The following is a 20915-nucleotide window of genomic DNA, read 5'->3' as shown; positions in this document are numbered from 1 at the left end:
GTCCCTTGAATTTGAAGGAACGTATCGATCAAGTGGAACAGCGAATCACGGAGGCTTGCGCAAGAAGCGGCAGGAACCGGAATGATGTAAATATCATTGCGGTTACTAAATATGTCTCCTTGGATATGACAGCTTCGGTACTGGATCGGGGACTGCAGCATATTGGCGAGAACCGCTGGCAGGATGCCCAGGCGAAATGGAACGCTTTTGGAAACCGCGGCACATGGCATTTCATCGGCCATCTTCAGACCAATAAGGTTCGGGATGTCATTGATAAATTTCAATATATTCATTCGCTCGACCGCTTGTCTCTGGCCCATGAGCTGGAGAAGAGGGCTGCTGCGCTGAACCTGCAGGTATCCGCCTTTATGCAGGTGAATATCTCGGGCGAGGAATCCAAGTATGGTTTACCTCCTGAGAAAGCAGCCGAGTTTTTGAAGGAAATCAACAGTCTTTCACACGTAAAGGTGACCGGACTCATGACCATGGCTCCATACGAATCGTCGGCGGAGCAGACCCGTCCTGTATTTCGTGGTTTAAGACAACTAAGAGATGAGCTGAACAAGCAGGCGCTTACGGCGGAGCCATTGACTGAATTGTCCATGGGCATGTCCAATGACTTTGAAGTAGCCATCGAGGAAGGGGCGACCTGGGTCCGTCTCGGCTCGATTTTAGTAGGGAAAGAGGAGGATTGACGATGGGCGTGATGAACCGGTTTATGAATTTCTTGGGACTGCAAGAGGAAGAAGAAGTTGTGGAACGCGAGGTCCTGTCCTCGCAGGAAGAGCCGGTGGAGGCAACGCCGTTTGATCATCGGAAGAACCAAAAAAGCGGCAATATCGTTAGCATTCATTCACAGAAGAACGTGAAGGTTGTATTAGTGGAGCCTCGTTCATATGATGAAGCACAGGAGATTGCAGATCATCTGCGGTCATTCCGAACGGTTGTGGTCAATCTGCAGCGTGTGAGGAATGATCAGGCGCTGCGCATTATCGATTTTCTCAGCGGAACCGTATATGCGCTTAGCGGCGGAATCTCGAAGGTGGGCGGAAACATTTTCCTATGCACGCCGGATACCGTGGAGATCCAAGGTTCGATCTCGGAGATTCTAGCAGACGAGCATGAATATAACAGAATGAGGTGATTTAGGCTTTGACCTACGAAATTTACAGTATCGTTGGAACGCTGTTCCAAATTTATTTTTACATGATCTTGGTCTATGTTTTAATGTCATGGCTTCCGAATGTACGAGAAAGCTTTGTGGGCGAGCTGCTCGGCAAGCTGGTAGAGCCCTATCTGGCGCCTTTCCGCCGGTTCATCCCGCCGATTATGGGCATGATCGACATTTCACCAATTGTTGCATTGTTTGTGCTGCAACTGGCACAGCGTGGCGTGTACGCAATTCTCGGATATTTCCTATAGCAGGTGAATGTGCGATGAAACTGGACATCTACGATCATTTTCACAAGGATGAACGGGAGTTTGTGGACCGGGCTGGGGAGTGGGTTGTCAATGCCGGACAATATCATGAAGCGAAGCTGACGGATTTTCTGGATCCTCGCCAGCGGTTCATTCTGGAATCGCTCGTGAATCGTCATCCGGATGTGCATGCCATGTTTGATGGTGGACATGCTGATGCAGAACGCGTCCGGGCGTGGATTGCTCCGGATTACCGAGCGCTTGAAGGCGAGGATTTCAAGATGAAGGTGCTCAGCATTTCTTCCGGAGATCAGAAGTTTCTGGAGCTGGAGCATGGCGACTACATGGGTTCGATTTTGGGTCTTGGCATTAAGAGATCGAAGATTGGTGACATCCATGTGCTCGCGGACGGCTGCCATGCGGTCGTTGCCGACGATATCAGCGCTTATCTCCATCTGAATCTCAGCCAGGTCCACCGGGTGCATGTGATGACGGAACTGCTGCCGCTGGACAAGCTGGAGGTTGCCCGCACAAATTTCGAAACGATGGATATTACGGTATCCTCCATGAGACTGGACGGAATCGCCAGCGATGCATACCGAATCAGCCGTACGAAAATCGTGGTGCCGATCAAGGCTGGCCGATGCCGCGTGAACTGGAAAGTGGAAGAGGACCCCTCAACGAATTTAAAAGAAGGCGATGTCGTTTCCATCCAAGGCTTTGGACGGTTTAAAGTTTTGGAGACAGGAAGCCTGACGAAAAAAGGGCGGTACCGTATCAAGGTTGGGAAATATGCCTGACCTTTGAAGGAATTGCCGTTTTTTTGTCGAATGAGTACAAGGTGTCATTCAAAATAACAATGGATTTACCGATAAATCGTAAATGACCGCTATTGTCTTCACGGACGGTTGGTTTGGCTAACACAGCGGATGAACCGTCCTGTAAGGCCCATATATTTAGGAGGTGCACACTATGCCATTGACGCCGCTTGATATACATAACAAGGAATTTGCTCGTCGAATTCGGGGTTATGATGAGGACGAGGTCAACGAGTTTTTGGATCAGATTATTAAAGATTATGAAAGTGTGATCCGGGAGAACAAAGAGTTGGGCAACCAGCTTATTGCGATGCAAGAAAGACTGGATCATTTTTCGAATATTGAGGAAACCTTGTCTAAGACCATCATTGTCGCTCAGGAGGCGGCGGATGAGCTGAAGAACAACGCGAAGAAGGAAGCTCAGCTGATCATTAAGGAATCCGAGAAGAATGCGGACCGGATCATTAACGATGCGCTCGGTAAATCCCGCAAGATCGCGCTTGAGGTTGAAGAACTGAAGAAGCAGGCTTCCATCTACCGAACCCGTTTCCGTTCCCTGGTTGAGGCGCAGCTGGAGCTGTTGAAACAAGAAGGCTGGGAGACGCTCGAAAACCGGGAACCGAGTCTTGAACCAAAAGAGGTATACTAGGCGGGTATCCGGTTGACTTTTTCCGTGAAAGAGTCTATAACTAATAACATATTGTTGATTCATACAACCATTCGTTGATGGGAATAGTACGCGAAGGATCTGTCCCTCAGAGAGCCGGCAATTGCTGAAAGCCCGGCGTTCAGACCAAGCAGAAGATCATCCCGGAGAAGTGAAGCTGAAGCGTTTAACCGCGTGCGTAAGCTGAACCGTCAGCCGAACGTTATATCGGACCTTGCCTATTATGAACAGGCATGGACATTGAGGTGTCGCTGGGGCAGACTTCCATATTTGAAGTCGGTCGTGCGAAATTAGGGTGGTATCGCGAGAACAGGTTCTCGTCCCTTGGGGGATGAGGCCTTTTTTTATTTTCACAGAACATTTACGAAGTGAAAGGAAGATCTGTATGAACAGAGTAGACGTCAAGGAGAAGGCGCGGGCAAGAGAGCTGCGCATCTTGAACAAATGGAACGAGGAGAACACGTTCAAGAAATCAATCGAGCTGCGGGCCGGCAAGCCGAATTATGTATTCTACGAAGGTCCGCCGACCGCTAACGGTGCGCCGCACATCGGTCACGTGCTTGGCCGCGTCATCAAGGATTTTGTGGGCCGTTATCAGACGATGAAGGGCTACCATGTCGTTCGGAAAGCGGGCTGGGATACGCACGGGCTTCCGGTTGAGCTTGGCGTAGAGAAGCAGCTTGGCATCTCCGGCAAGCAGGAGATCGAGAATTATGGCGTTGAAGCTTTTATCAAAAAATGCAAAGCCAGCGTATTTGAATATGAGCACAAGTGGCGCGAGCTGACCGAGGCGATTGCTTATTGGACCGATTTGGATCACCCGTACATCACGCTTGAGAACAACTATATCGAGAGTGTATGGAACATTTTGGCGACGATTCATGATAAAGGCCTTCTGTACCGCGGTCATCGCGTGAGCCCATACTGTCCTTGCTGTCAGACCACGCTCAGCTCCCACGAGGTGGCACAAGGATATGAGGATGTTAAAGACCTTAGCGCAACGGCAAAATTTAAGCTGCATGACAGCGGAGAGTATGTACTGGCATGGACAACGACGCCTTGGACGCTTCCATCCCACGTGGCACTGGCTGTAAATCCGGATATGGATTACGCCCGCGTCGAGCAGGAGGACGGCATCTATATCGTGGCGAAGAATCTGGTAGAGGATGTCATGAAGGGCGACTTTACCGTTCTGTCCACGCTGAAAGGTTCCGAGCTGGTCGGCAAGACTTACGATCCTCCGTTCCCGTATGTAAAAGCGGAAAAAGCGAATCTCATCGTCGGCGCATCCTTTGTTACCGATGCAAGCGGTACGGGGATTGTGCATATGGCTCCTGCGCACGGTGAAGACGACTACCGCGTATGCCGCGAGAATGGCATCAGCTTCGTGAGTGTCGTGAACGGCCAAGGCCGTTATACCGATGAAGTGACGGATTTTGCCGGACGCTTCGTGAAGGATTGCGATCTGGACATCGTGAAGGCATTGTCTGAAAAAGGACTTCTGTACAGCAAGGAGAAATACGAGCACAGCTATCCATTCTGCTGGCGCTGTAAATCCCCGCTGCTCTATTATGCGATGGAGAGCTGGTTTATCGAGACGACAGCGGTTAAGGATCAGTTGATCGCGAACAACAATGAGGTCACCTGGTATCCGGGCCATGTGCGCGAAGGCCGCTTCGGCAAGTTCCTTGAAGATCTGGTCGATTGGAATATTAGCCGAAACCGTTATTGGGGAACACCGCTTAACGTATGGGTCTGCGATTCTTGTGAAGGGCAATTCTCGCCGCACAGCATTGCGGAGCTTCGGTCTAACGCGGTAGGCGAGGTAGCGGAGGATCTGGAGCTGCATAAGCCTTACGTGGATGAAGTGAAAGTGAAATGCCCTCACTGTGAAGGCGGGGTCATGGAGCGGACCTCGGAAGTCATCGACGTATGGTTTGACAGCGGATCGATGCCGTATGCGCAATACCATTATCCATTCGAAGACAAGGAGAAATTCGAACAGCAGTATCCTGCCGACATGATCTGCGAAGGGATCGACCAGACCCGCGGATGGTTCTACAGCTTGCTTGCCGTATCGACTCTCTTCACGGGTAAAGCGCCTTATAAGGCGGTTATGGCCACAGGTCATATTCTTGATGAAAACGGGCAGAAGATGTCCAAATCCAAGGGCAACGTCATCGATCCTTGGGAAATCATCGAAGAGTACGGCACGGATGCGTTCCGTTGGGCACTGCTCGCTGACAGTGCACCATGGAACAGCAAGCGCTTTTCGAAAGGAATCGTCGGCGAAGCTAAATCCAAGGTTGTCGATACGCTGGTGAACACCCATGCGTTCCTGACATTGTATGCCGGCATCGATGGTTATGATCCGAAGGAGCATCACTTCCAGGGATCGAACCACAAGCTGGACCGCTGGATCCTGTCCCGACTGAACAGCTTGATTCAAGTGGTTGACAAGGGACTGGCCGTGAATGATTTCCTGAACGCGGCCAAAGCAATCGAAGCTTATGTGGATGAGCTGAGCAACTGGTATATCCGCCGTTCGCGCGACCGTTTCTGGGGCAGCGGACTCGGGGAAGATAAGCTGGCCGCATACGGGACGCTTACGCACGTGCTGCTGACTCTCTCCAAGCTGATGGCACCATTCACGCCGATGCTGTCCGAAGATATCTTCGTCAACTTGGGCGGCGGTGAGAGCGTGCATCTGGCCGACTTCCCGCAAGCCGACGAAGCGTTGATCGACAAGGCGCTCGAGCAGGACATGGAGACGGCTAGACAGATCGTAGAGCTTGCGCGCAACGTGCGCAACGAGACCGGGATTAAAACGCGCCAGCCGCTGTCCGAGCTCATCGTATCGATGGATCGCGAGTTTGATCTCGCGGGATATGAAGACATCATCAAGGATGAGATCAACGTCAAAGCGATTGAAGTGGAGACCAGCGACAGTGGTTTCGTTGATTTCATGCTGAAAATGAACCTAAAGGTTGCAGGCAAGAAATACGGTAAAAATATCGGCTTCCTGCAAGGGTTCTTGAAAGGCATGAGCAGCGACGAGACCCGCAAGGTGGTCCAAACGGGCGGCGTGAACGTGACATCGCCGGAAGGTGAAGAATTACAGATCACGTCCGAAGAGCTGCTGGTGGAGAAGAAGGCGAAGGAAGGCTTCGCGTCTGCTTCAGGTTATGGTTTAACCGTTGCGCTTAATACGGACATCACGCGGGAGCTCGAGCAGGAAGGCTGGGTTCGCGAAGTGGTGCGTGCCGTACAGGATACGCGGAAGAAGCTGGACCTGCCGATCGAGAAGCGGGTGAACTTGATTCTCGATACGGATGAAGAGCTTAAAGTTGCCATCACCGCATTTGAAGATGTGCTGCGCGAGAATGTCCTTGTGAACGATTTGCAATTTGGACAAAGCGAAGACATGGAGCGAGTTGAGCTTGGCGGCAAAACCATTGGCATCCACATCGCCTAAATTATAAATTGGTTTATAAAACACTGCCCTTATCTACAGGGGCAGTGTTTTTTTGTATTCATAAAACATATCGAATTTTTAAGGGCGTTCTCACAAACGAATGAGATGTTTCCAAGAGATGCATAATAATCAGCGAATGGATATGTAATGTTAAGCAGATTACGAGCATACAGGGTAATGTAGCTGCTCTGGGTCTATAATTTGAAGTCGATTAGTTTAGGCAAAGGGGGCGGTAGAAATGGCGGAGAAGCCGGATGCTGGGGTGCCAACGGAACAAAAAAAATCACTCGAGGAAGAGCGGGACCAATTGAGCGCCATACACCGCATGACCACGGACATAGCACAGCAGCTGGAGAAGGCTAGAATCGCGGAGTATACCCAGCTGCTGAACCGCCCCTGGAAGTTGATTTGGACTAATTTGCTGGCAGGGTCGGCCCGCGGTGTGGGAATCGCGATTGGCTTTACCTTTTTTGCGGCGACCATTATCTATGTCCTTCAGGCGCTCGGTGCGTTGAATTTGCCTATTATCGGCGACTACATTGCAGATATTGTCCGGATCGTGCAGCGTCAGCTTGAACTGACGTGAGTTATTTATATGAATATGTAATGCCCGGCAGCCGTTGAGATTTCATAATACGCTGCCGGTCTTAAACGCTTATTTAGCTGAAGGATTCATTATCATCATCAGGATCGCCATGGGGATCAAGCAGGTAACTTCCTTCGCCCCGGTTTAGGTAATCGACATATTGCGGGCTTCGTACGATAAACACCTCGGAGCCATCGATATTGGTTGCAACGAAATTTTCATACACTTCAACAAATCCTCCTTGATCATCGCCATTCTCGATATCCATCTCGTTATAGCTGTCAATTTCGTTGCCTTCCGCCAGCGCAGGGGAGTTGGAATTCCCCCAGCTTTCCACGATCTGCCAGGCGTCCTCGCCGTCAAACCCAGCATAATCGTGCTCATCCATACTGGATTTTCCAAAAGCGGGAGCAAGGACTTCCTCCTCAATCGGACGATCGCGGGAGACCCGTTCACGAGGCGTGTCGTTTACACAATATTGCGCATCCGGTAGAACCTCCAACCGCTCGTACGGAATCGGCTGGCCGCAGGTAAGACACACGCCGTAACGGCCATGATGAATCGCTTCAAGTGAAAAAATAACCCGCTGCAGCTCCTGATCCACCCTATCCTGAAGGGCAAGATCCTTTTCTCGTTCAAACATCTCACTTGCCAAGTCCCCGGGATGATTATCAATATGAGACAGCTCGCCGGTCATATCTCGCTCTGATTCCCCCAGCCCATGCTGGTCGTTATAAACCATGCGCCGTTCAAGCTCAACCTTTCGATCCATCAGCTTCTGTTGTAAATTATTGAGTTGCTCCTGAGTTAGATGCGACATGTCAGGCTCCTTTCATGGTCCGAAGTTGACCTTCTGGTTCATGTGTATAGAGTGCACCCATTGAGATGGTTTTACTGACGGAAAATGTTCTCGCCACTGGACAGGAATGGACGATTTCTGAGCCGCTGTGCTACAATAAGACGAGTTACGGACCGATCAGCGAGATGATCGCCTGATTGGAGAAGACAAGAACGGAGTGACATAAACAAGTGGTATATTATTTGATTGCATTTGTTTTATTTCTTATCGATCAGGGAACCAAATACTTGATTGCCACGAAGCTTGAGATGTATGAACAGATTCCTGTGATTGGAAACTTCTTCCTGATTACATCCAGTCGAAACCGTGGAGCCGCGTTTGGCATACTGCAGGATCAATTATGGTTCTTCATTATTGTGACGTTAATCGTTGTAGGCGGGATTGTCTGGTACCTGCGGAAGGTAACGAAGGAAGGACGTAAGCTGCTGCCTACCGCTCTTGCGCTTGTGCTTGGCGGGGCACTCGGAAACTTCATCGATCGCTTGTTGATGGGGGAGGTTGTCGATTTCCTGCAATTTAATTTTGGCAGCTACACATTCCCGATTTTTAATATTGCCGATTCTTGTATCGTCATCGGTGTGGGATTGATCATATTGGACACGCTTCTGGAAGGAAGACGGGAGAAGATAAAGACAACAAGTGAAGTTTCTGGCACAGAAGGGAATGAATAATGTTGCAAGACGGTATGGATACAGGTTCGGAATGGACAGGTGAAACGGGGCACGAATCGGAAGCTATCGAATGGTTGGTGGATGCCGAATCTGCCAAAACCCGTATAGATAAATACATAACGGAGAGCCTCGGTGAGGATGTCTCGCGCTCCCAGGTGCAGTTATGGATTACGGAGGGGCATGTTTTTGTGAATGAAGGTCCGGTTAAGTCCAATTATAAGGTGGGTCAGGGTGATCGTATCCTGCTGAAAATTCCCGAGCCATCGGCAGTTGAGATAATTCCGGAGGATATCCCGCTTGAGATCGCTTATGAAGATGCGGATGTCATTGTTGTGAATAAACCTCGAGGGATGGTGGTCCATCCGGCTCCGGGACATTCGTCAGGGACGCTTGTGAATGCGTTGATGTTTCACTGCAAAGACTTGTCGGGCATTAATGGAGAGCTTCGCCCCGGCATCGTCCATCGGATTGACAAGGATACGACCGGTTTGATCATGGCAGCGAAGAATGATAAAGCGCATGCTTCGCTTGCCGCCCAGCTGAAGGATCACAGCGTGAACCGCCGTTACTTGGCCTTGGTGCACGGCAACATCAATCATGATCAAGGCACCATTGACGCTCCTATCGGCCGTGACGCGCAGGATCGCAAACTGTACACCGTCACGGATCGGAACAGCAAACATGCGGTGACTCATTTTACCGTTGTGGAACGGTTCGGGGATTACAGTCTTCTCGAGCTGAAGCTGGAGACGGGACGTACGCATCAAATCCGCGTGCATATGAAGTATATCGGCCATCCTCTCGTAGGTGATCCTGTGTACGGCAAGAGCAAGGGGATCAAATTAAACGGTCAGGCGCTTCACGCCGCCATTTTGGGTTTTGTCCATCCCTCTACGGGTGAGTATATGGAGTTTTCGGCACCGATGCCGGATGATATGGAAGAGCTGTTGACGATTTTAAGGGGCCGCTAGCGGTCCCTTTTCGCATCTATATGTCTAGGGGTCTTCCGCAAATATTGGCGTAAGTATCGAAGCATAGGCTCCACTTTGTGGGGCTATTTCTCTTGCCATCCAAAGCAGGGATATGTTATAGTGACGATAACTTTAATGAAGGAGGTGAGCAGGATGAATATCGAGATGGTTAACAACCGTATTAGCCAGCTGCCTATAGCTATGGCTGGCATTGTTCATGCATTTCCTTACAACGGGAGAGGTCTGTCCAATTTTAATGATACGATTTGTACCATCGCGAGAAGTCACCTGCCTGCCTACACGGATTAAGCCTATTAAGGCTTACTATTCTTAAGGGTCTGCGGAGCTTGCTCTGTGGGCCCTTTTTGCGTTTGCAGTCCGGGTCTTCTCCTTAATTTATACGTTCTTCGAACAAGTTGACTTGTTCGCAGCATACAGGAGGAAACCTAGAATGAATATGATCAATGTACAGAAACTGACACAATACCACGGTGCTCATCTGGTACTGGACCAGATATCGTTTGAAATACAGGAAGGCGAGAAAGTCGCGCTTATCGGAAGGAACGGCAGCGGAAAGTCGACGCTGATGCGCCTGCTTGCGGGTCTGGAACAACCCAACGAAGGGCTGCTGGCCATCAAGAAGGGGGCGAAAATCGGATATTTGGAGCAAATCCCGAGCCATATGAATACCTGGACGGTGCAGGACGTACTGGCACAGGGGTTGCGTCACTTGAAGGATTACCGAGCGGAAATGACGGAGCTTGAGGGAAAAATGAGTGACCCGGACATCGCCGGAAATACAGAGCTGCTCGATCGAGTGCTGCGGAAATACTCAGCGCTTCAGGAACGGTTTGAAGCAGAGGGCGGCTATGAGCTTGAAGCGAGCATCGATAAAATCGCTACCGGGCTGCAAATACCCAAGAGTGAGTACGGATTGGCTTTTGGTTCGTTGTCGGGTGGAGAACAGACACGTGTCGTGCTGGCATCACAGCTGATTGTACAGCCGGATTTGCTGCTGCTGGATGAACCAACCAACCATCTGGATTTGGCTCGCACGGAATGGCTGGAGGAATTCTTGCGCGAATATCCGGGAACTTGTGTCATTATCTCTCACGACCGATATTTTCTGGACCGGGTTGTGTCCAAAACGATAGAGATTGAAGATGGCGAGGTGTTCACTGCTCATGGCGGCTATACCGCGTTCATGAAAGATAAAGAAGAGCGGATGCTGCAGCAGTTCGCCGAATATCAAGAGCAGCAAAAAGTAATCAAGAAGATGAAGGAATCCATCAAGCAGCTTGAAGAGTTCGGCCGGATTGGCGGCAATGAGAAGTTTTTCAAGCGCGCGGCCTCCATGAGACGGGCATTGGAGCGGATGGAGCGGGTCAAGCGACCCGTGCTGGAACGAAGACAGGCTGATTTTGAACTGAATCCTCAGGATCGTTCCGGCCGCCGCGTGGCATACTTTGAGCAGGTTGAGGTTTCCTTTGGGAATCAGGCGGTGCTGAGGGGGGCATCCGGCCTAATCGAATTCGGCGAGAAAATTGCGCTCATGGGCTCGAACGGCAGCGGGAAAACCACGCTTTTTAAAGTACTGCTGGGCGAGCTGACGCCCGATTCCGGTTCGCTAGAATGGGGGTCGCGGGTCGATGTCGGTTACTTGGCCCAGCAGGAGGAACCGGACAATCCGAAGGCAGCGGTGCTCCAATATTTCCGGGAGAAAGCCGGAGTTGAAGAGGGAGAAGCTCGAGGGATATTGGCAAGGTATCTGTTCTATGGCGCGGCCGTTTTCAGATCGGTGGGGCAGCTGTCCGGAGGGGAATGGACACGATTGAGACTTGCGCTGCTTATCCATCAGAAGCCGAACCTGCTGCTGCTGGATGAACCCACGAACCATCTGGATATTGCCTCCCGTGAAGCGTTGGAGGATGCATTGCAGGGTTACACGGGGACCGTTCTTGCCATTTCCCATGACCGTTATTTCGTGAATCAAGTGTCTCGCAAAGTATGGGATTTGAATCAAGGGAAGCTGACTGTCTATCATGGGAATTATGATGATTTCCGGGATAAGAAAAAACGGCTTGAAGCTGAATTACTGGCAATGGAGCTATCCGCGGGGAGAGAGGCTGTCCCCAAACAGAAAGCGGGGCAGCAGCCCCAAGCGAAGGATAGCCCTGCTCTGCTCGCCAAGAACGTAAATGCGGGTCGTTCTTCCGCCGGAAGGGCCAAATGGTTGGAGGAGGAAATTGCCCGTATTGAGACCCGCATTCGGCAGCTTGACGGCTGGCTTGAGTGTGAAGGGGGCGATTTACACAAGGATACGGATCTGTCGCTGCTCGAGCAGCGCTGGAACGACCGTGAGCTGTTATCCGCGAGTCGTGACGAGCTGCTTGCGGAATGGCTGGAGCTGACTTGAAGTACATTTCGTATATGAACATCATATGATTTACCAGCACCGACCAGCCGAAAAAGTACAAATCATTTGATATATAATGCATGGCTCAAGTTGTGATTTTCCTGCATATTTAGGATAAGTATGAAAGCTAGAGTAGGAGATGAATACAAATCATGAGCATGGATAAATATCAGGAAACGTACATTCAACAGAGCTTTGCCAACCGGATTGGCGGTGCTAATTATGGCAAAGATACAGCCATTTATAAATTCGAGAAGATCAAAAGAGCCAAGGCAGCGGCGAAGCAGGAGCATCCTGGCACGGAGCTGATCGATATGGGGGTTGGCGAGCCGGATGAGATGGCGGATGCAGGCATCGTGGCGAAGCTGGCAGAAGAAGCAGGGAAGCGGGAAAACCGCGGCTATGCGGATAACGGAATTCCGGAGTTCAAGGAAGCAGCTGTTCGCTACTTGAAGAATGTATTTGGCGTAGAAGGCATTGATGCCTCTACAGAAGTTCTGCACTCCATCGGTTCCAAGCCTGCATTGGCGATGCTGCCGTCCTGCTTCATTAATCCTGGGGACATCACCATCATGACGGTTCCCGGATATCCTGTACTCGGTACGCATACCAAGTATTTGGGCGGCGAAGTTTACAATGTGGAACTGAAAAAAGAAAACGGATTTCTGCCGGATCTCAGCTCCATCCCTGAGGACATTGCCCGCCGTGCCAAACTGCTATACCTGAACTATCCGAACAATCCGACGGGTGCAAGCGCAACGGTCGAGTTTTTCGCCGAGGTCGTTGAGTGGGCCCGCAAGTATGGCGTTGTTGTTGTCCATGACGCTCCCTATGCGGCACTGACTTACGATGGCTTGAAGCCGCTTAGCTTTCTCTCCGTTCCCGGCGCGAAGGATGTTGGCGTAGAGCTCCATTCTCTGTCCAAATCTTACAACATGACCGGATGGCGCATTGGTTTCATCGCCGGTAACCCGCTAGTGGTTAAAGCGTTTGGCGATGTGAAGGACAACAACGATTCAGGACAATTCATCGCCATTCAAAAGGCTGCCGCATACGGTCTGGACAACCCGCAAATTACGGAGAAGATCGCGGAGAAGTATTCCCGCCGCCACAATATGCTGGTGGACGTGTTGAACGAGCTTGGTTTTACAGCCGAGAAGCCGAAGGGCTCCTTCTTCCTCTACGTTGAAGCTCCAAAAGGCGTTAAAGGCGGGCGCCGTTTTGAATCGGGTGAGGATTTCTCCCAGTATCTGATTCGCGAGAAATTGATCTCCACCGTACCTTGGGATGATGCGGGACATTTCGTACGCTTCTCCGTTACCTTCATTGCTGACGGTGAAGAAGAAGAGAAACGCGTCATTTCCGAAATTCGCAGAAGACTTAGCGATGTTGAATTTGAATTTTAGTGACATGTTATAACTCCGCTTGGTTCACGACATCATTCGACTTGATTACGGTTGACATCTCCTGTAGGGTCTGTCATAATGAATTCAATCGAATAGCACCTTTAAATCAGTCCCGTGAGGCTGGCAAGGTAACGTGAACCGAGGTTCATTAAGAGAAGGCATAGTTCTGTCTGCGGATAGAAACTGCGCTTTCCACACTATCTCTATGAGATCAACTCCTTGTCCAGCCGGGCAAGGAGTTTTTTTGTGTGTAATGAACTCACGGATCGTCTGAACTACAAAGGGCTAATCAAACGTTTAGAAGGAGGACTTAAGGATGAGCAACGAACAGCATGTGATTATGGACGAGACGGCCATCCGCCGCGCCCTAACGAGAATTGCCCATGAAATATTGGAAAAGAATAAAGGGATTGAGGACTGCGTCTTAGTCGGCATCCGCACACGAGGCGTGTTCCTGGCTCAGAGAATCGCTGAGCGAATGAATGAGATTGAAGGCACGCCGATTCCATGGGGAGAGATCGATGTGACTTCCTACCGCGATGACCGAGACAGCAAAGAAGCCGCTGCAGAACGGGGAGCAGGAGCGAAGCTCAGCCTGGAACATCTGAACATTCATGACAAGAAGGTTATTTTGTTCGATGACGTGCTGTACACCGGACGGACGATTCGGGCTGCGATGGATGCCCTGATGGACTGTGGACGGCCTAGAATGATACAGCTGGCGGTTCTGGCAGACCGCGGACATCGCGAACTGCCGATCCGGCCGGATTATATCGGCAAGAACGTTCCTACCTCCAAACATGAGGAAATTACGGTTGCACTAACCGAAATCGACGGCAAGGATGAAGTGACCATTAGCCAAAGAGAGGAACGATAACCATGACGACAGCCATTTCATTGAAAGAACGTAGCCTCTTAGGTTTGAAGGATATTAGCAGAGAAGAGATTGGATCGATCCTGAGTCGGGCGTCCTATTGGGAAGCACAGTCCGAGAAAGTGGTCCCGGTACTTAAATCGAAATTTGCGGTTAATATGTTCTTCGAGAACAGCACCAGAACGAGATTTTCGTTTGAAATGGCTGAGAAAAGACTCGGCGCCGAGGTGATGAACTTTGCAGCGGCAGCCTCCAGCGTCGAGAAGGGCGAGTCCATCTACGATACCGTGAGGACACTGGAATCCATGGGGATCGATGCGGGCGTCATCCGGCTGAAACCTTCCGGAGTGCTGCAGGAGCTTGCCGAGCGGATCTCGATCCCGCTGGTCAATGCGGGGGACGGCAACAACGAACATCCTACCCAGGCGCTGCTGGATCTGTATACGATGAAAAAATGCTTCGGAGAGCTTAAAGGATTGACGGTATCCATTATCGGGGACATCAAGCATAGTCGGGTTGCACGATCAGACCTGTGGGCACTTCAGAAGTTCGGGGCTCACGTGCAATTCTGCGCACCGGAATCGATGCAGGCACCAGAGCTAGCCCAGCATGCACCCTATGTCTCGATGGAGAAGGCACTGAAGGCAGATGTGGTAATGATGCTGAGGGTTCAGCTGGAACGCCATAACGAAGGTGTATTCAAATCCAGCGCGGAATACCGGCAGCAGTATGGTTTGACGGAAGAACGGGCGGCCAAGCTGCCCGGGCATACGATGATTATGCACCCGGCACCGGTGAACCGGAACGTTGAAATCGATGATGCGGTCGTGGAAAGTTCCAAATCGATGATATTCAAGCAGATGGCAAACGGTGTGCCGATTCGCATGGCGGTTATGGAACGGGCGATGGGCTGATTCGGAATGCGAGATATGGTGTACAGGATAATGAATATTAATAATTATACACAAATATGAATTTTTATTATACAATATACAAAGAAGCGAACGGTGCTTCTACTGCGGAGGGGACCAAGATGCAAATGCAAGTGATAAAGAATGCCAAAGTGATCAATGAACAAGGACAGCTCGAAGATAAACATATCGTCATTGCAGACGGATTGATTCAGTTGGTTACGAGCGATCTCGCAGCTTTGCCGGAACTTGGCGATAACGTTCAGGACATCGATGCCGAGGGCAAACTGGTCACACCGGGATTCATTGATATGCATGTGCACTTGAGAGAGCCGGGTTATGAGCACAAGGAAACGATCGAGAGCGGCAGCCGCTCGGCAGTGAAAGGCGGATTTACAACCATCGCCTGCATGCCGAACACAAGACCGGTGACCGATTCGCCGGAAACCGTGAAGCTTGTGCTGGATAAGGCTAGGGAAGCGGGGCTGGCCAAGGTGCTGCCTTACGCAGCCATTACGAGAAACGAGCTGGGCCGCGAACTGACGGATTTTGAGGCCTTGAAGGCAGCAGGTGCGATCGGGTTTACGGATGACGGCGTTGGTGTGCAGAACGCACAGATGATGAAAGATGCCATGAACCAAGCAAAAGCGCTGGGCATGCCGGTCATTGCACACTGTGAGGATGACTCGCTGGTCAAAGGGGCCTGCGTGACTGAAGGCAAGTTCGCTCAGAAGCACGGTCTGAAAGGCATACCCAACGAGTCGGAAGCAATCCATGTCGGACGGGACATACTGCTCACAGAAGCCACCGGCGTACATTACCATGTATGCCATGTGAGCACAGAGCAGTCCGTGCGCTTGATCCGCCAGGCAAAAGCGATTGGCATCTCGGTAACGGCCGAGGTATGTCCGCACCATCTGGTTCTCTCTGACGAGGATATTCCCGGCCTGGATGCCAACTGGAAAATGAACCCGCCGCTGCGCACCCCGCGTGATGTGGAGGCTTGTATAGAAGGTCTGCTGGATGGAACGCTCGATATGATCGTAACGGATCATGCGCCGCACAGCGCGGAAGAGAAGGCGAAAGGCATGGAGCTAGCACCATTCGGTATTGTGGGATTCGAAACAGCATTCCCGCTGCTCTATACCAAGTTTGTTGCCACAGGAAAATGGGATCTAAGCTTGCTGGTGAAGCGAATGACAAGCGATCCGGCAAGAGTATTCGGTCTTGAATCTGGCGTGCTGGAAGCCGGTAGAGCCGCGGACCTGACGATGATTGATCTCGAAGCCGAGAAAGAAGTAAACCCGGAAGAGTTCGCAACGAAAGGCCGCAACACGCCGTTTACTGGCTGGAAGCTGAAAGGCTGGCCGGTGATGACTTGGGTGGATGGCGAAGTGAAATGGTCAGAAAAGAGCGGGTTCTAAGTAACACTTAGGCAATTGACTAATAAAATAAATTACACATAGATGACAGGAGTGATCGGGATGCAGGCAAGATTGTTACTGGAGGACGGAACGCTGTTCAGCGGAAAATCCTTCGGCGCGGATGCTGAAATGACCGGAGAGGTTGTTTTCAATACAGGGATTACAGGATATCAAGAGGTGCTGAGCGACCCGTCCTATTGTGGACAGATCGTGACCATGACGTACCCTTTGATCGGGAACTACGGCATCACGCGGGATGACTTTGAATCCATTCGGCCATTTGTCCACGGATTCGTTGTTCGTCGTCATGAGCCTGTTCCTAGTAACTGGCGTGCAGAGTATAGTGTTGACAGTTTATTAAAGGAATACGGTATTCCAGGGATCAGCGAGATCGATACGCGGATGCTGACCCGGATTATTCGTCACTACGGTACGATGAAAGGGATTCTAACCACTTCAAACAAACCGGTGGAAGAGCTCAAGGAAATGCTCGGCGATACAACGATCGCTGAACTCCGCAACCAGGTGGCAAAAACCTCCACGCCGCAAATGTTTACAAGTCCGGGCTCCAAAGAGCGGATCGTTCTGGTTGACTTCGGTGCAAAAAGCGGAATCCTGCGCGAACTGACTTCCCGCGGCTGCGATGTGATGGTCGTTCCGCATGACACGACGGCTGATGAAATCCGCAGACTTCACCCGGACGGCATTCAGTTGTCCAACGGCCCTGGGGACCCAAAAGACGTTCCGTACGCGGTCGACATGGTTAAAGGACTGCTTGGCGAATATCCGATCTTCGGTATCTGCCTTGGTCACCAATTGTTTGCTCTGGCAGCGGGCGCCGATACCGAGAAGCTGAAATTCGGCCACCGCGGCGGGAATCATCCGGTAAAAGAGCTTGCCAGCGGACGCTGCTACATCACTTCCCAAAATCATGGATATACCGTAAACGAAGAATCCGTCAAAGGGACGGATCTGGAAGTTACGCATATTAACAATAACGATAAAACGATCGAAGGCTTGAAGCACTCGAAATTCCCGGCCTTCTCCGTGCAATATCATCCTGAAGCTGCCCCTGGTCCGCACGACAGCAGCTATCTGTTCGATCAATTCCTTGAGATGATAAGAGACCATAAACAGAATGAAATCCGGAAACCGCGCCAGGCGGTTCTGGCCGCAGCCGTGAAAGGAGCTCATTAATATGCCTAAAAATGATACATTGAAAAAAATTCTCGTCATCGGCTCCGGTCCGATTGTTATCGGGCAAGCAGCGGAATTCGACTACGCTGGAACACAGGCTTGCCAAGCATTGAAAGAAGAAGGTATCGAGGTTGTGCTGATCAACAGCAACCCGGCGACCATCATGACCGACACAAACATGGCGGATAAAGTATATATTGAGCCGATTACGCTCGATTTCGTTACACAGATCATCCGTCAAGAGCGTCCGGACGGATTGCTCCCGACGCTTGGAGGGCAAACGGGCCTGAACATGGCAGTTGAGCTTGCACGCGCCGGCATTCTGGAGCAGGAGAATGTGAAGCTGCTCGGAACGCAGCTGGAGTCCATCGAGAAAGCCGAAGACCGCGATCTGTTCCGTGATTTGATGCGCGAACTCAATCAGCCCGTGCCGGAAAGCACGATCGTAACGACTCTGGAAGAAGCGCTTGATTTCGCGAATGAGATTGGTTATCCGGTGATTGTACGTCCGGCATACACGCTGGGAGGCACTGGCGGCGGTATTTGCGCAACCGAAGAGGAACTGCGTGAAACGGTCAGCTCCGGACTTCGCTATAGCCCGATCACGCAATGTTTGATCGAGAAGAGTATCGCGGGAATGAAGGAAGTCGAGTACGAGGTTATGCGCGACGCGAACGATAACTGCATCGTGGTATGTAACATGGAGAACTTTGATCCGGTCGGCGTTCATACCGGCGACAGTATCGTCGTGGCACCAAGCCAAACGCTGTCCGATCGCGAGTATCAAATGCTCAGATCCGCATCGCTGAAAATCATTCGTGCCCTGAACATCGAGGGCGGATGTAACGTGCAATTCGCGCTGGATCCAAACAGCTATCAATATTATGTCATCGAGGTAAATCCTCGCGTCAGCCGCTCTTCTGCCCTTGCTTCCAAGGCAACGGGTTACCCGATCGCGAAGATGGCAGCAAAAATCGCGATGGGTTACACCTTGGACGAGATCGTCAACCCGGTAACGGGACAGACCTATGCTTGCTTTGAGCCTACGCTGGACTATATCGTCAGCAAAATTCCACGCTGGCCATTCGACAAGTTCATCCATGCAAACCGGAAGCTGGGAACCCAGATGAAGGCAACCGGCGAAGTAATGGCGATTGGCCGTACTTTCGAAGAATCGATCCATAAAGCGGTTCGCTCTCTGGAGATCGGCGTACACCGCCTCTACTTGAAAGGCGCGAACGAGCTGAGTGATGAAGTGCTCCAGCAGCGTCTGATCAAAGCCGATGATGAGCGGATGTTCCTGATCGCGGAAGCGTTCCGCCGGGGGTATGGACTTCAACAGATTCAGGATCTGACGAAGATCGACTGGTGGTTCCTGGACAAAATCGAACGTCTGATTAAGTATGAAGATCACATTCGCAGCGAAGCGGCGCTGACCTACGAAACGCTGTACGAAGCGAAGCGACTCGGTTTTACGGATCGTGCCATAGCGGAGCTGCGCACGGAAGGCAATGCGAGCACGCACACAACCGAGGAGTCGATCGGTTTCCTGCGTCGCGAGCATGGATTGCGACCGGTTTACAAAATGGTCGATACTTGCGCCGCGGAGTTTGAAGCAACGACACCGTACTATTACTCGACGTACGAAACCGAGAATGAAGTGATCGAATCCGCCAAGGAGAAGGTCATCGTTCTGGGCTCAGGACCGATCCGGATCGGTCAAGGGATCGAGTTCGACTACTCCACGGTGCACGCTGTATGGGCGATCCAGAAGGCGGGATACGAGGCAGTTATCATTAACAACAACCCGGAGACGGTCTCCACTGACTTTAATACGTCGGACCGACTCTACTTCGAACCGCTCTTCCTAGAAGATGTCATGAACGTCATCGAGCAGGAGAAACCGATCGGTGTCATCGTACAGTTTGGCGGGCAGACAGCTATTAACCTCGCTGCGCCGCTCAGCAAGGCGGGTGTGAAGATTCTGGGTACCAGCTTGGAAAGCATTGACGAAGCCGAGGACCGTAAAAAATTCGAAGCGCTTCTATCCAGACTGGAGATTGCTCAACCGAAAGGAAAAACGGTGACTTCGGTTGATGATGCTGTAGAAACCGCGCAATCGCTGGGATATCCTGTTCTGGTAAGACCATCTTATGTACTCGGTGGACGTGCGATGGAGATTGTATACTCCGACAGCGAACTGCTGAGCTACATGAAAGAGGCGGTTAAGATCAACCCGGATCATCCGGTTCTGATCGACCGTTACATGATGGGTAAAGAAGTGGAAGTAGACGCGATCTGTGATGGCGAGACGGTGCTGATACCAGGCATCATGGAGCATGTTGAACGCGCAGGCGTTCACTCCGGTGACTCAATTGCGGTATATCCTCCTCAGTACTTGTCCCAGGATCTGAAAGACAAGATTGCGGAAATTACGATCAAGATTGCCAAAGAGCTGAATACACGCGGACTTGTTAATATCCAGTTCGTTATCTATAAAAATGAAGTGTACGTAATCGAAGTGAATCCGCGTTCTTCCCGAACGGTTCCGTTCCTGAGCAAGGTTACAGGCATCCCGATGGCCAACCTGGCAACACAGGCGATCATGGGCGGCAAGCTGAAGGATCTTGGGTATCAGGAAGGCATGTGGCCGGAAAGCGAACATGTATCCGTTAAAGTACCAGTGTTCTCCTTTGCTAAACTTCGCCGCGTTGAGCCTACCCTTGGACCGGAAATGAAGTCTACCGGTGAGGTTATGGGCCGAGACGTGAAGTATGCCAAAGCGTTGTACAAAGGTCTGATCGGTGCAGGCATGAAAATTCCTTCAACGGGAGCGATCATCGCTACCATCGCGGATAAAGATAAAGCCGAGGCTGCAGCACTGCTGAAAGGCTTCCATAAGCTTGGCTATAAAATCATCGCAACAGGCGGCACGGCAGCAGCATTGAAGGAAGCGGGCCTTGATGTGACCACCATTCATAAGCTGTCCGAGGGAACGCCGAACATTCTCGATATGATCCGCACAGGTGATGCGAACTTCGTCTTTAACACATTGACCAAAGGTAAAACGCCGCAGCGTGACGGATTCCGAATTCGCCGTGAAGCGGTAGAAAACGGTGTGGTTTGTATGACCTCGCTCGATACGGTTCGTGAGCTTCTGACGATGCTGGAGACCATCAACTTCTCCTCTGAAGCAATGCCGGTTATTTAATCGAGAAGGA

18 protein-coding genes are annotated in these 20915 nt (G+C 51.1%); 17 read left to right on the top strand and 1 reads right to left on the bottom strand.

All coding sequences use genetic code 11. From position 1 onward, the window contains the following. The first annotated feature begins 5 nt into the window (after positions 1–5). The 7 genes from DP091_RS04375 to DP091_RS04345 all read left to right on the top strand — a co-directional run bounded on the left by DP091_RS04375 (position 6) and on the right by DP091_RS04345 (position 6965). A complete protein-coding gene (locus tag DP091_RS04375) occupies positions 6–695 on the top strand; it encodes a YggS family pyridoxal phosphate-dependent enzyme (RefSeq protein ID WP_113057204.1) in 690 nt (229 codons plus the stop codon). 2 nt (positions 696–697) lie between these two features. Then, entirely contained in the window at positions 698–1144 is a 447-nt protein-coding gene (locus DP091_RS04370; RefSeq protein ID WP_113057203.1) for a cell division protein SepF, read from the top strand. Positions 1145–1152: 8 nt separating this feature from the next. Further along, positions 1153–1422 carry a YggT family protein gene (locus tag DP091_RS04365; RefSeq protein WP_071222996.1) on the top strand — a complete coding sequence of 90 codons (270 nt, stop codon included), beginning with the start codon at positions 1153–1155 and terminating at the stop codon, positions 1420–1422. Positions 1423–1436: 14 nt separating this feature from the next. Beyond that, entirely contained in the window at positions 1437–2219 is a 783-nt protein-coding gene (locus tag DP091_RS04360) for a YlmH family RNA-binding protein (protein WP_113057202.1), read from the top strand. A 172-nt stretch (positions 2220–2391) separates the two neighbouring features. Further along, positions 2392–2886, top strand: coding sequence for a DivIVA domain-containing protein (locus DP091_RS04355; protein WP_071222998.1), 495 nt, complete (start codon positions 2392–2394; stop codon positions 2884–2886). A 403-nt stretch (positions 2887–3289) separates the two neighbouring features. Next, complete coding sequence (ileS, locus tag DP091_RS04350) at positions 3290–6379, top strand: isoleucine--tRNA ligase (RefSeq protein WP_113057201.1); 3090 nt, start codon at positions 3290–3292, stop codon at positions 6377–6379. Between the two features lie 238 nt (positions 6380–6617). Next, positions 6618–6965 (top strand): DUF5665 domain-containing protein, encoded by a 348-nt coding sequence (locus DP091_RS04345; protein ID WP_071223000.1) that lies wholly within the window; start codon positions 6618–6620, stop codon positions 6963–6965. A gap of 73 nt (positions 6966–7038) precedes the next feature. Here the strand turns inward: DP091_RS04345 and DP091_RS04340 are convergent, their stop codons facing one another. Further along, on the bottom strand, positions 7039–7785 hold the full coding sequence (locus DP091_RS04340) for a TraR/DksA C4-type zinc finger protein (protein ID WP_113057200.1): 747 nt from the start codon (positions 7783–7785) through the stop codon (positions 7039–7041). 209 nt (positions 7786–7994) lie between these two features. On the opposite strand from DP091_RS04340, the gene lspA reads away from it, so the two are divergent. From lspA to carB, 10 genes are all read left to right on the top strand, one after another. Next, positions 7995–8495, top strand: a complete 501-nt coding sequence (lspA, locus tag DP091_RS04335; protein WP_113057199.1) for a signal peptidase II — start codon at positions 7995–7997, stop codon at positions 8493–8495. Continuing rightward, the gene (locus tag DP091_RS04330) at positions 8495–9466 is read left to right on the top strand and encodes an RluA family pseudouridine synthase (protein ID WP_113057198.1); all 972 of its coding nucleotides are present in this window, start codon (positions 8495–8497) and stop codon (positions 9464–9466) included. The genes lspA and DP091_RS04330 overlap by 1 nt, the downstream gene beginning before the upstream one ends. A 153-nt stretch (positions 9467–9619) precedes the next feature. Next, positions 9620–9775, top strand: a complete 156-nt coding sequence (locus DP091_RS31225) for an RAxF-45 family protein (RefSeq protein WP_181469722.1) — start codon at positions 9620–9622, stop codon at positions 9773–9775. 142 nt (positions 9776–9917) lie between these two features. Beyond that, positions 9918–11882 carry a ribosomal protection-like ABC-F family protein gene (gene abc-f / locus DP091_RS04325; protein WP_113057197.1) on the top strand — a complete coding sequence of 655 codons (1965 nt, stop codon included), beginning with the start codon at positions 9918–9920 and terminating at the stop codon, positions 11880–11882. A 152-nt stretch (positions 11883–12034) separates the two neighbouring features. Then, positions 12035–13288: an LL-diaminopimelate aminotransferase gene (locus DP091_RS04320; protein WP_113057196.1), complete on the top strand. Its 1254-nt coding sequence runs from the start codon at positions 12035–12037 to the stop codon at positions 13286–13288. A 316-nt stretch (positions 13289–13604) separates the two neighbouring features. After that, positions 13605–14165, top strand: coding sequence for a bifunctional pyr operon transcriptional regulator/uracil phosphoribosyltransferase PyrR (gene pyrR, locus DP091_RS04315; protein ID WP_113057195.1), 561 nt, complete (start codon positions 13605–13607; stop codon positions 14163–14165). A 2-nt stretch (positions 14166–14167) separates the two neighbouring features. Beyond that, the gene (locus tag DP091_RS04310; RefSeq protein WP_113057194.1) at positions 14168–15076 is read left to right on the top strand and encodes an aspartate carbamoyltransferase catalytic subunit; all 909 of its coding nucleotides are present in this window, start codon (positions 14168–14170) and stop codon (positions 15074–15076) included. A 119-nt stretch (positions 15077–15195) separates the two neighbouring features. Then, on the top strand, positions 15196–16497 hold the full coding sequence (locus DP091_RS04305; RefSeq protein WP_113057193.1) for a dihydroorotase: 1302 nt from the start codon (positions 15196–15198) through the stop codon (positions 16495–16497). 60 nt (positions 16498–16557) lie between these two features. Further along, positions 16558–17694: a carbamoyl phosphate synthase small subunit gene (locus DP091_RS04300; protein WP_113057192.1), complete on the top strand. Its 1137-nt coding sequence runs from the start codon at positions 16558–16560 to the stop codon at positions 17692–17694. Between the two features lies 1 nt (position 17695). Then, entirely contained in the window at positions 17696–20905 is a 3210-nt protein-coding gene (gene carB, locus DP091_RS04295) for a carbamoyl-phosphate synthase large subunit (RefSeq protein WP_113057191.1), read from the top strand. Positions 20906–20915 lie beyond the last annotated feature (10 nt).

The sequence above is a fragment of the Paenibacillus sp. MDMC362 genome, assembly GCF_003269305.1.
In the GTDB taxonomy this organism is placed as follows: domain Bacteria; phylum Bacillota; class Bacilli; order Paenibacillales; family Paenibacillaceae; genus Paenibacillus_AQ.
This window is presented reverse-complemented; position numbering and strand designations above follow the sequence as displayed.

What these genes read in the sequence shown, in the direction of transcription:
- DP091_RS04370 (WP_113057203.1), top strand. Translation starts at nt 698, where the DNA reads ATGGGCGTGATGAACCGGTTTATGAATTTCTTGGGACTGCAAGAGGAA.
- DP091_RS04360 (WP_113057202.1), top strand. Translation starts at nt 1,437, where the DNA reads ATGAAACTGGACATCTACGATCATTTTCACAAGGATGAACGGGAGTTT.
- DP091_RS04355 (WP_071222998.1), top strand. Translation starts at nt 2,392, where the DNA reads ATGCCATTGACGCCGCTTGATATACATAACAAGGAATTTGCTCGTCGA.
- ileS (WP_113057201.1), top strand. Translation starts at nt 3,290, where the DNA reads ATGAACAGAGTAGACGTCAAGGAGAAGGCGCGGGCAAGAGAGCTGCGC.
- DP091_RS04345 (WP_071223000.1), top strand. Translation starts at nt 6,618, where the DNA reads ATGGCGGAGAAGCCGGATGCTGGGGTGCCAACGGAACAAAAAAAATCA.
- DP091_RS04340 (WP_113057200.1), bottom strand. Translation starts at nt 7,785, where the DNA reads ATGTCGCATCTAACTCAGGAGCAACTCAATAATTTACAACAGAAGCTG.
- DP091_RS04330 (WP_113057198.1), top strand. Translation starts at nt 8,495, where the DNA reads ATGTTGCAAGACGGTATGGATACAGGTTCGGAATGGACAGGTGAAACG.
- DP091_RS31225 (WP_181469722.1), top strand. Translation starts at nt 9,620, where the DNA reads ATGAATATCGAGATGGTTAACAACCGTATTAGCCAGCTGCCTATAGCT.
- abc-f (WP_113057197.1), top strand. Translation starts at nt 9,918, where the DNA reads ATGAATATGATCAATGTACAGAAACTGACACAATACCACGGTGCTCAT.
- DP091_RS04320 (WP_113057196.1), top strand. Translation starts at nt 12,035, where the DNA reads ATGAGCATGGATAAATATCAGGAAACGTACATTCAACAGAGCTTTGCC.
- pyrR (WP_113057195.1), top strand. Translation starts at nt 13,605, where the DNA reads ATGAGCAACGAACAGCATGTGATTATGGACGAGACGGCCATCCGCCGC.
- DP091_RS04310 (WP_113057194.1), top strand. Translation starts at nt 14,168, where the DNA reads ATGACGACAGCCATTTCATTGAAAGAACGTAGCCTCTTAGGTTTGAAG.
- DP091_RS04305 (WP_113057193.1), top strand. Translation starts at nt 15,196, where the DNA reads ATGCAAATGCAAGTGATAAAGAATGCCAAAGTGATCAATGAACAAGGA.
- DP091_RS04300 (WP_113057192.1), top strand. Translation starts at nt 16,558, where the DNA reads ATGCAGGCAAGATTGTTACTGGAGGACGGAACGCTGTTCAGCGGAAAA.
- carB (WP_113057191.1), top strand. Translation starts at nt 17,696, where the DNA reads ATGCCTAAAAATGATACATTGAAAAAAATTCTCGTCATCGGCTCCGGT.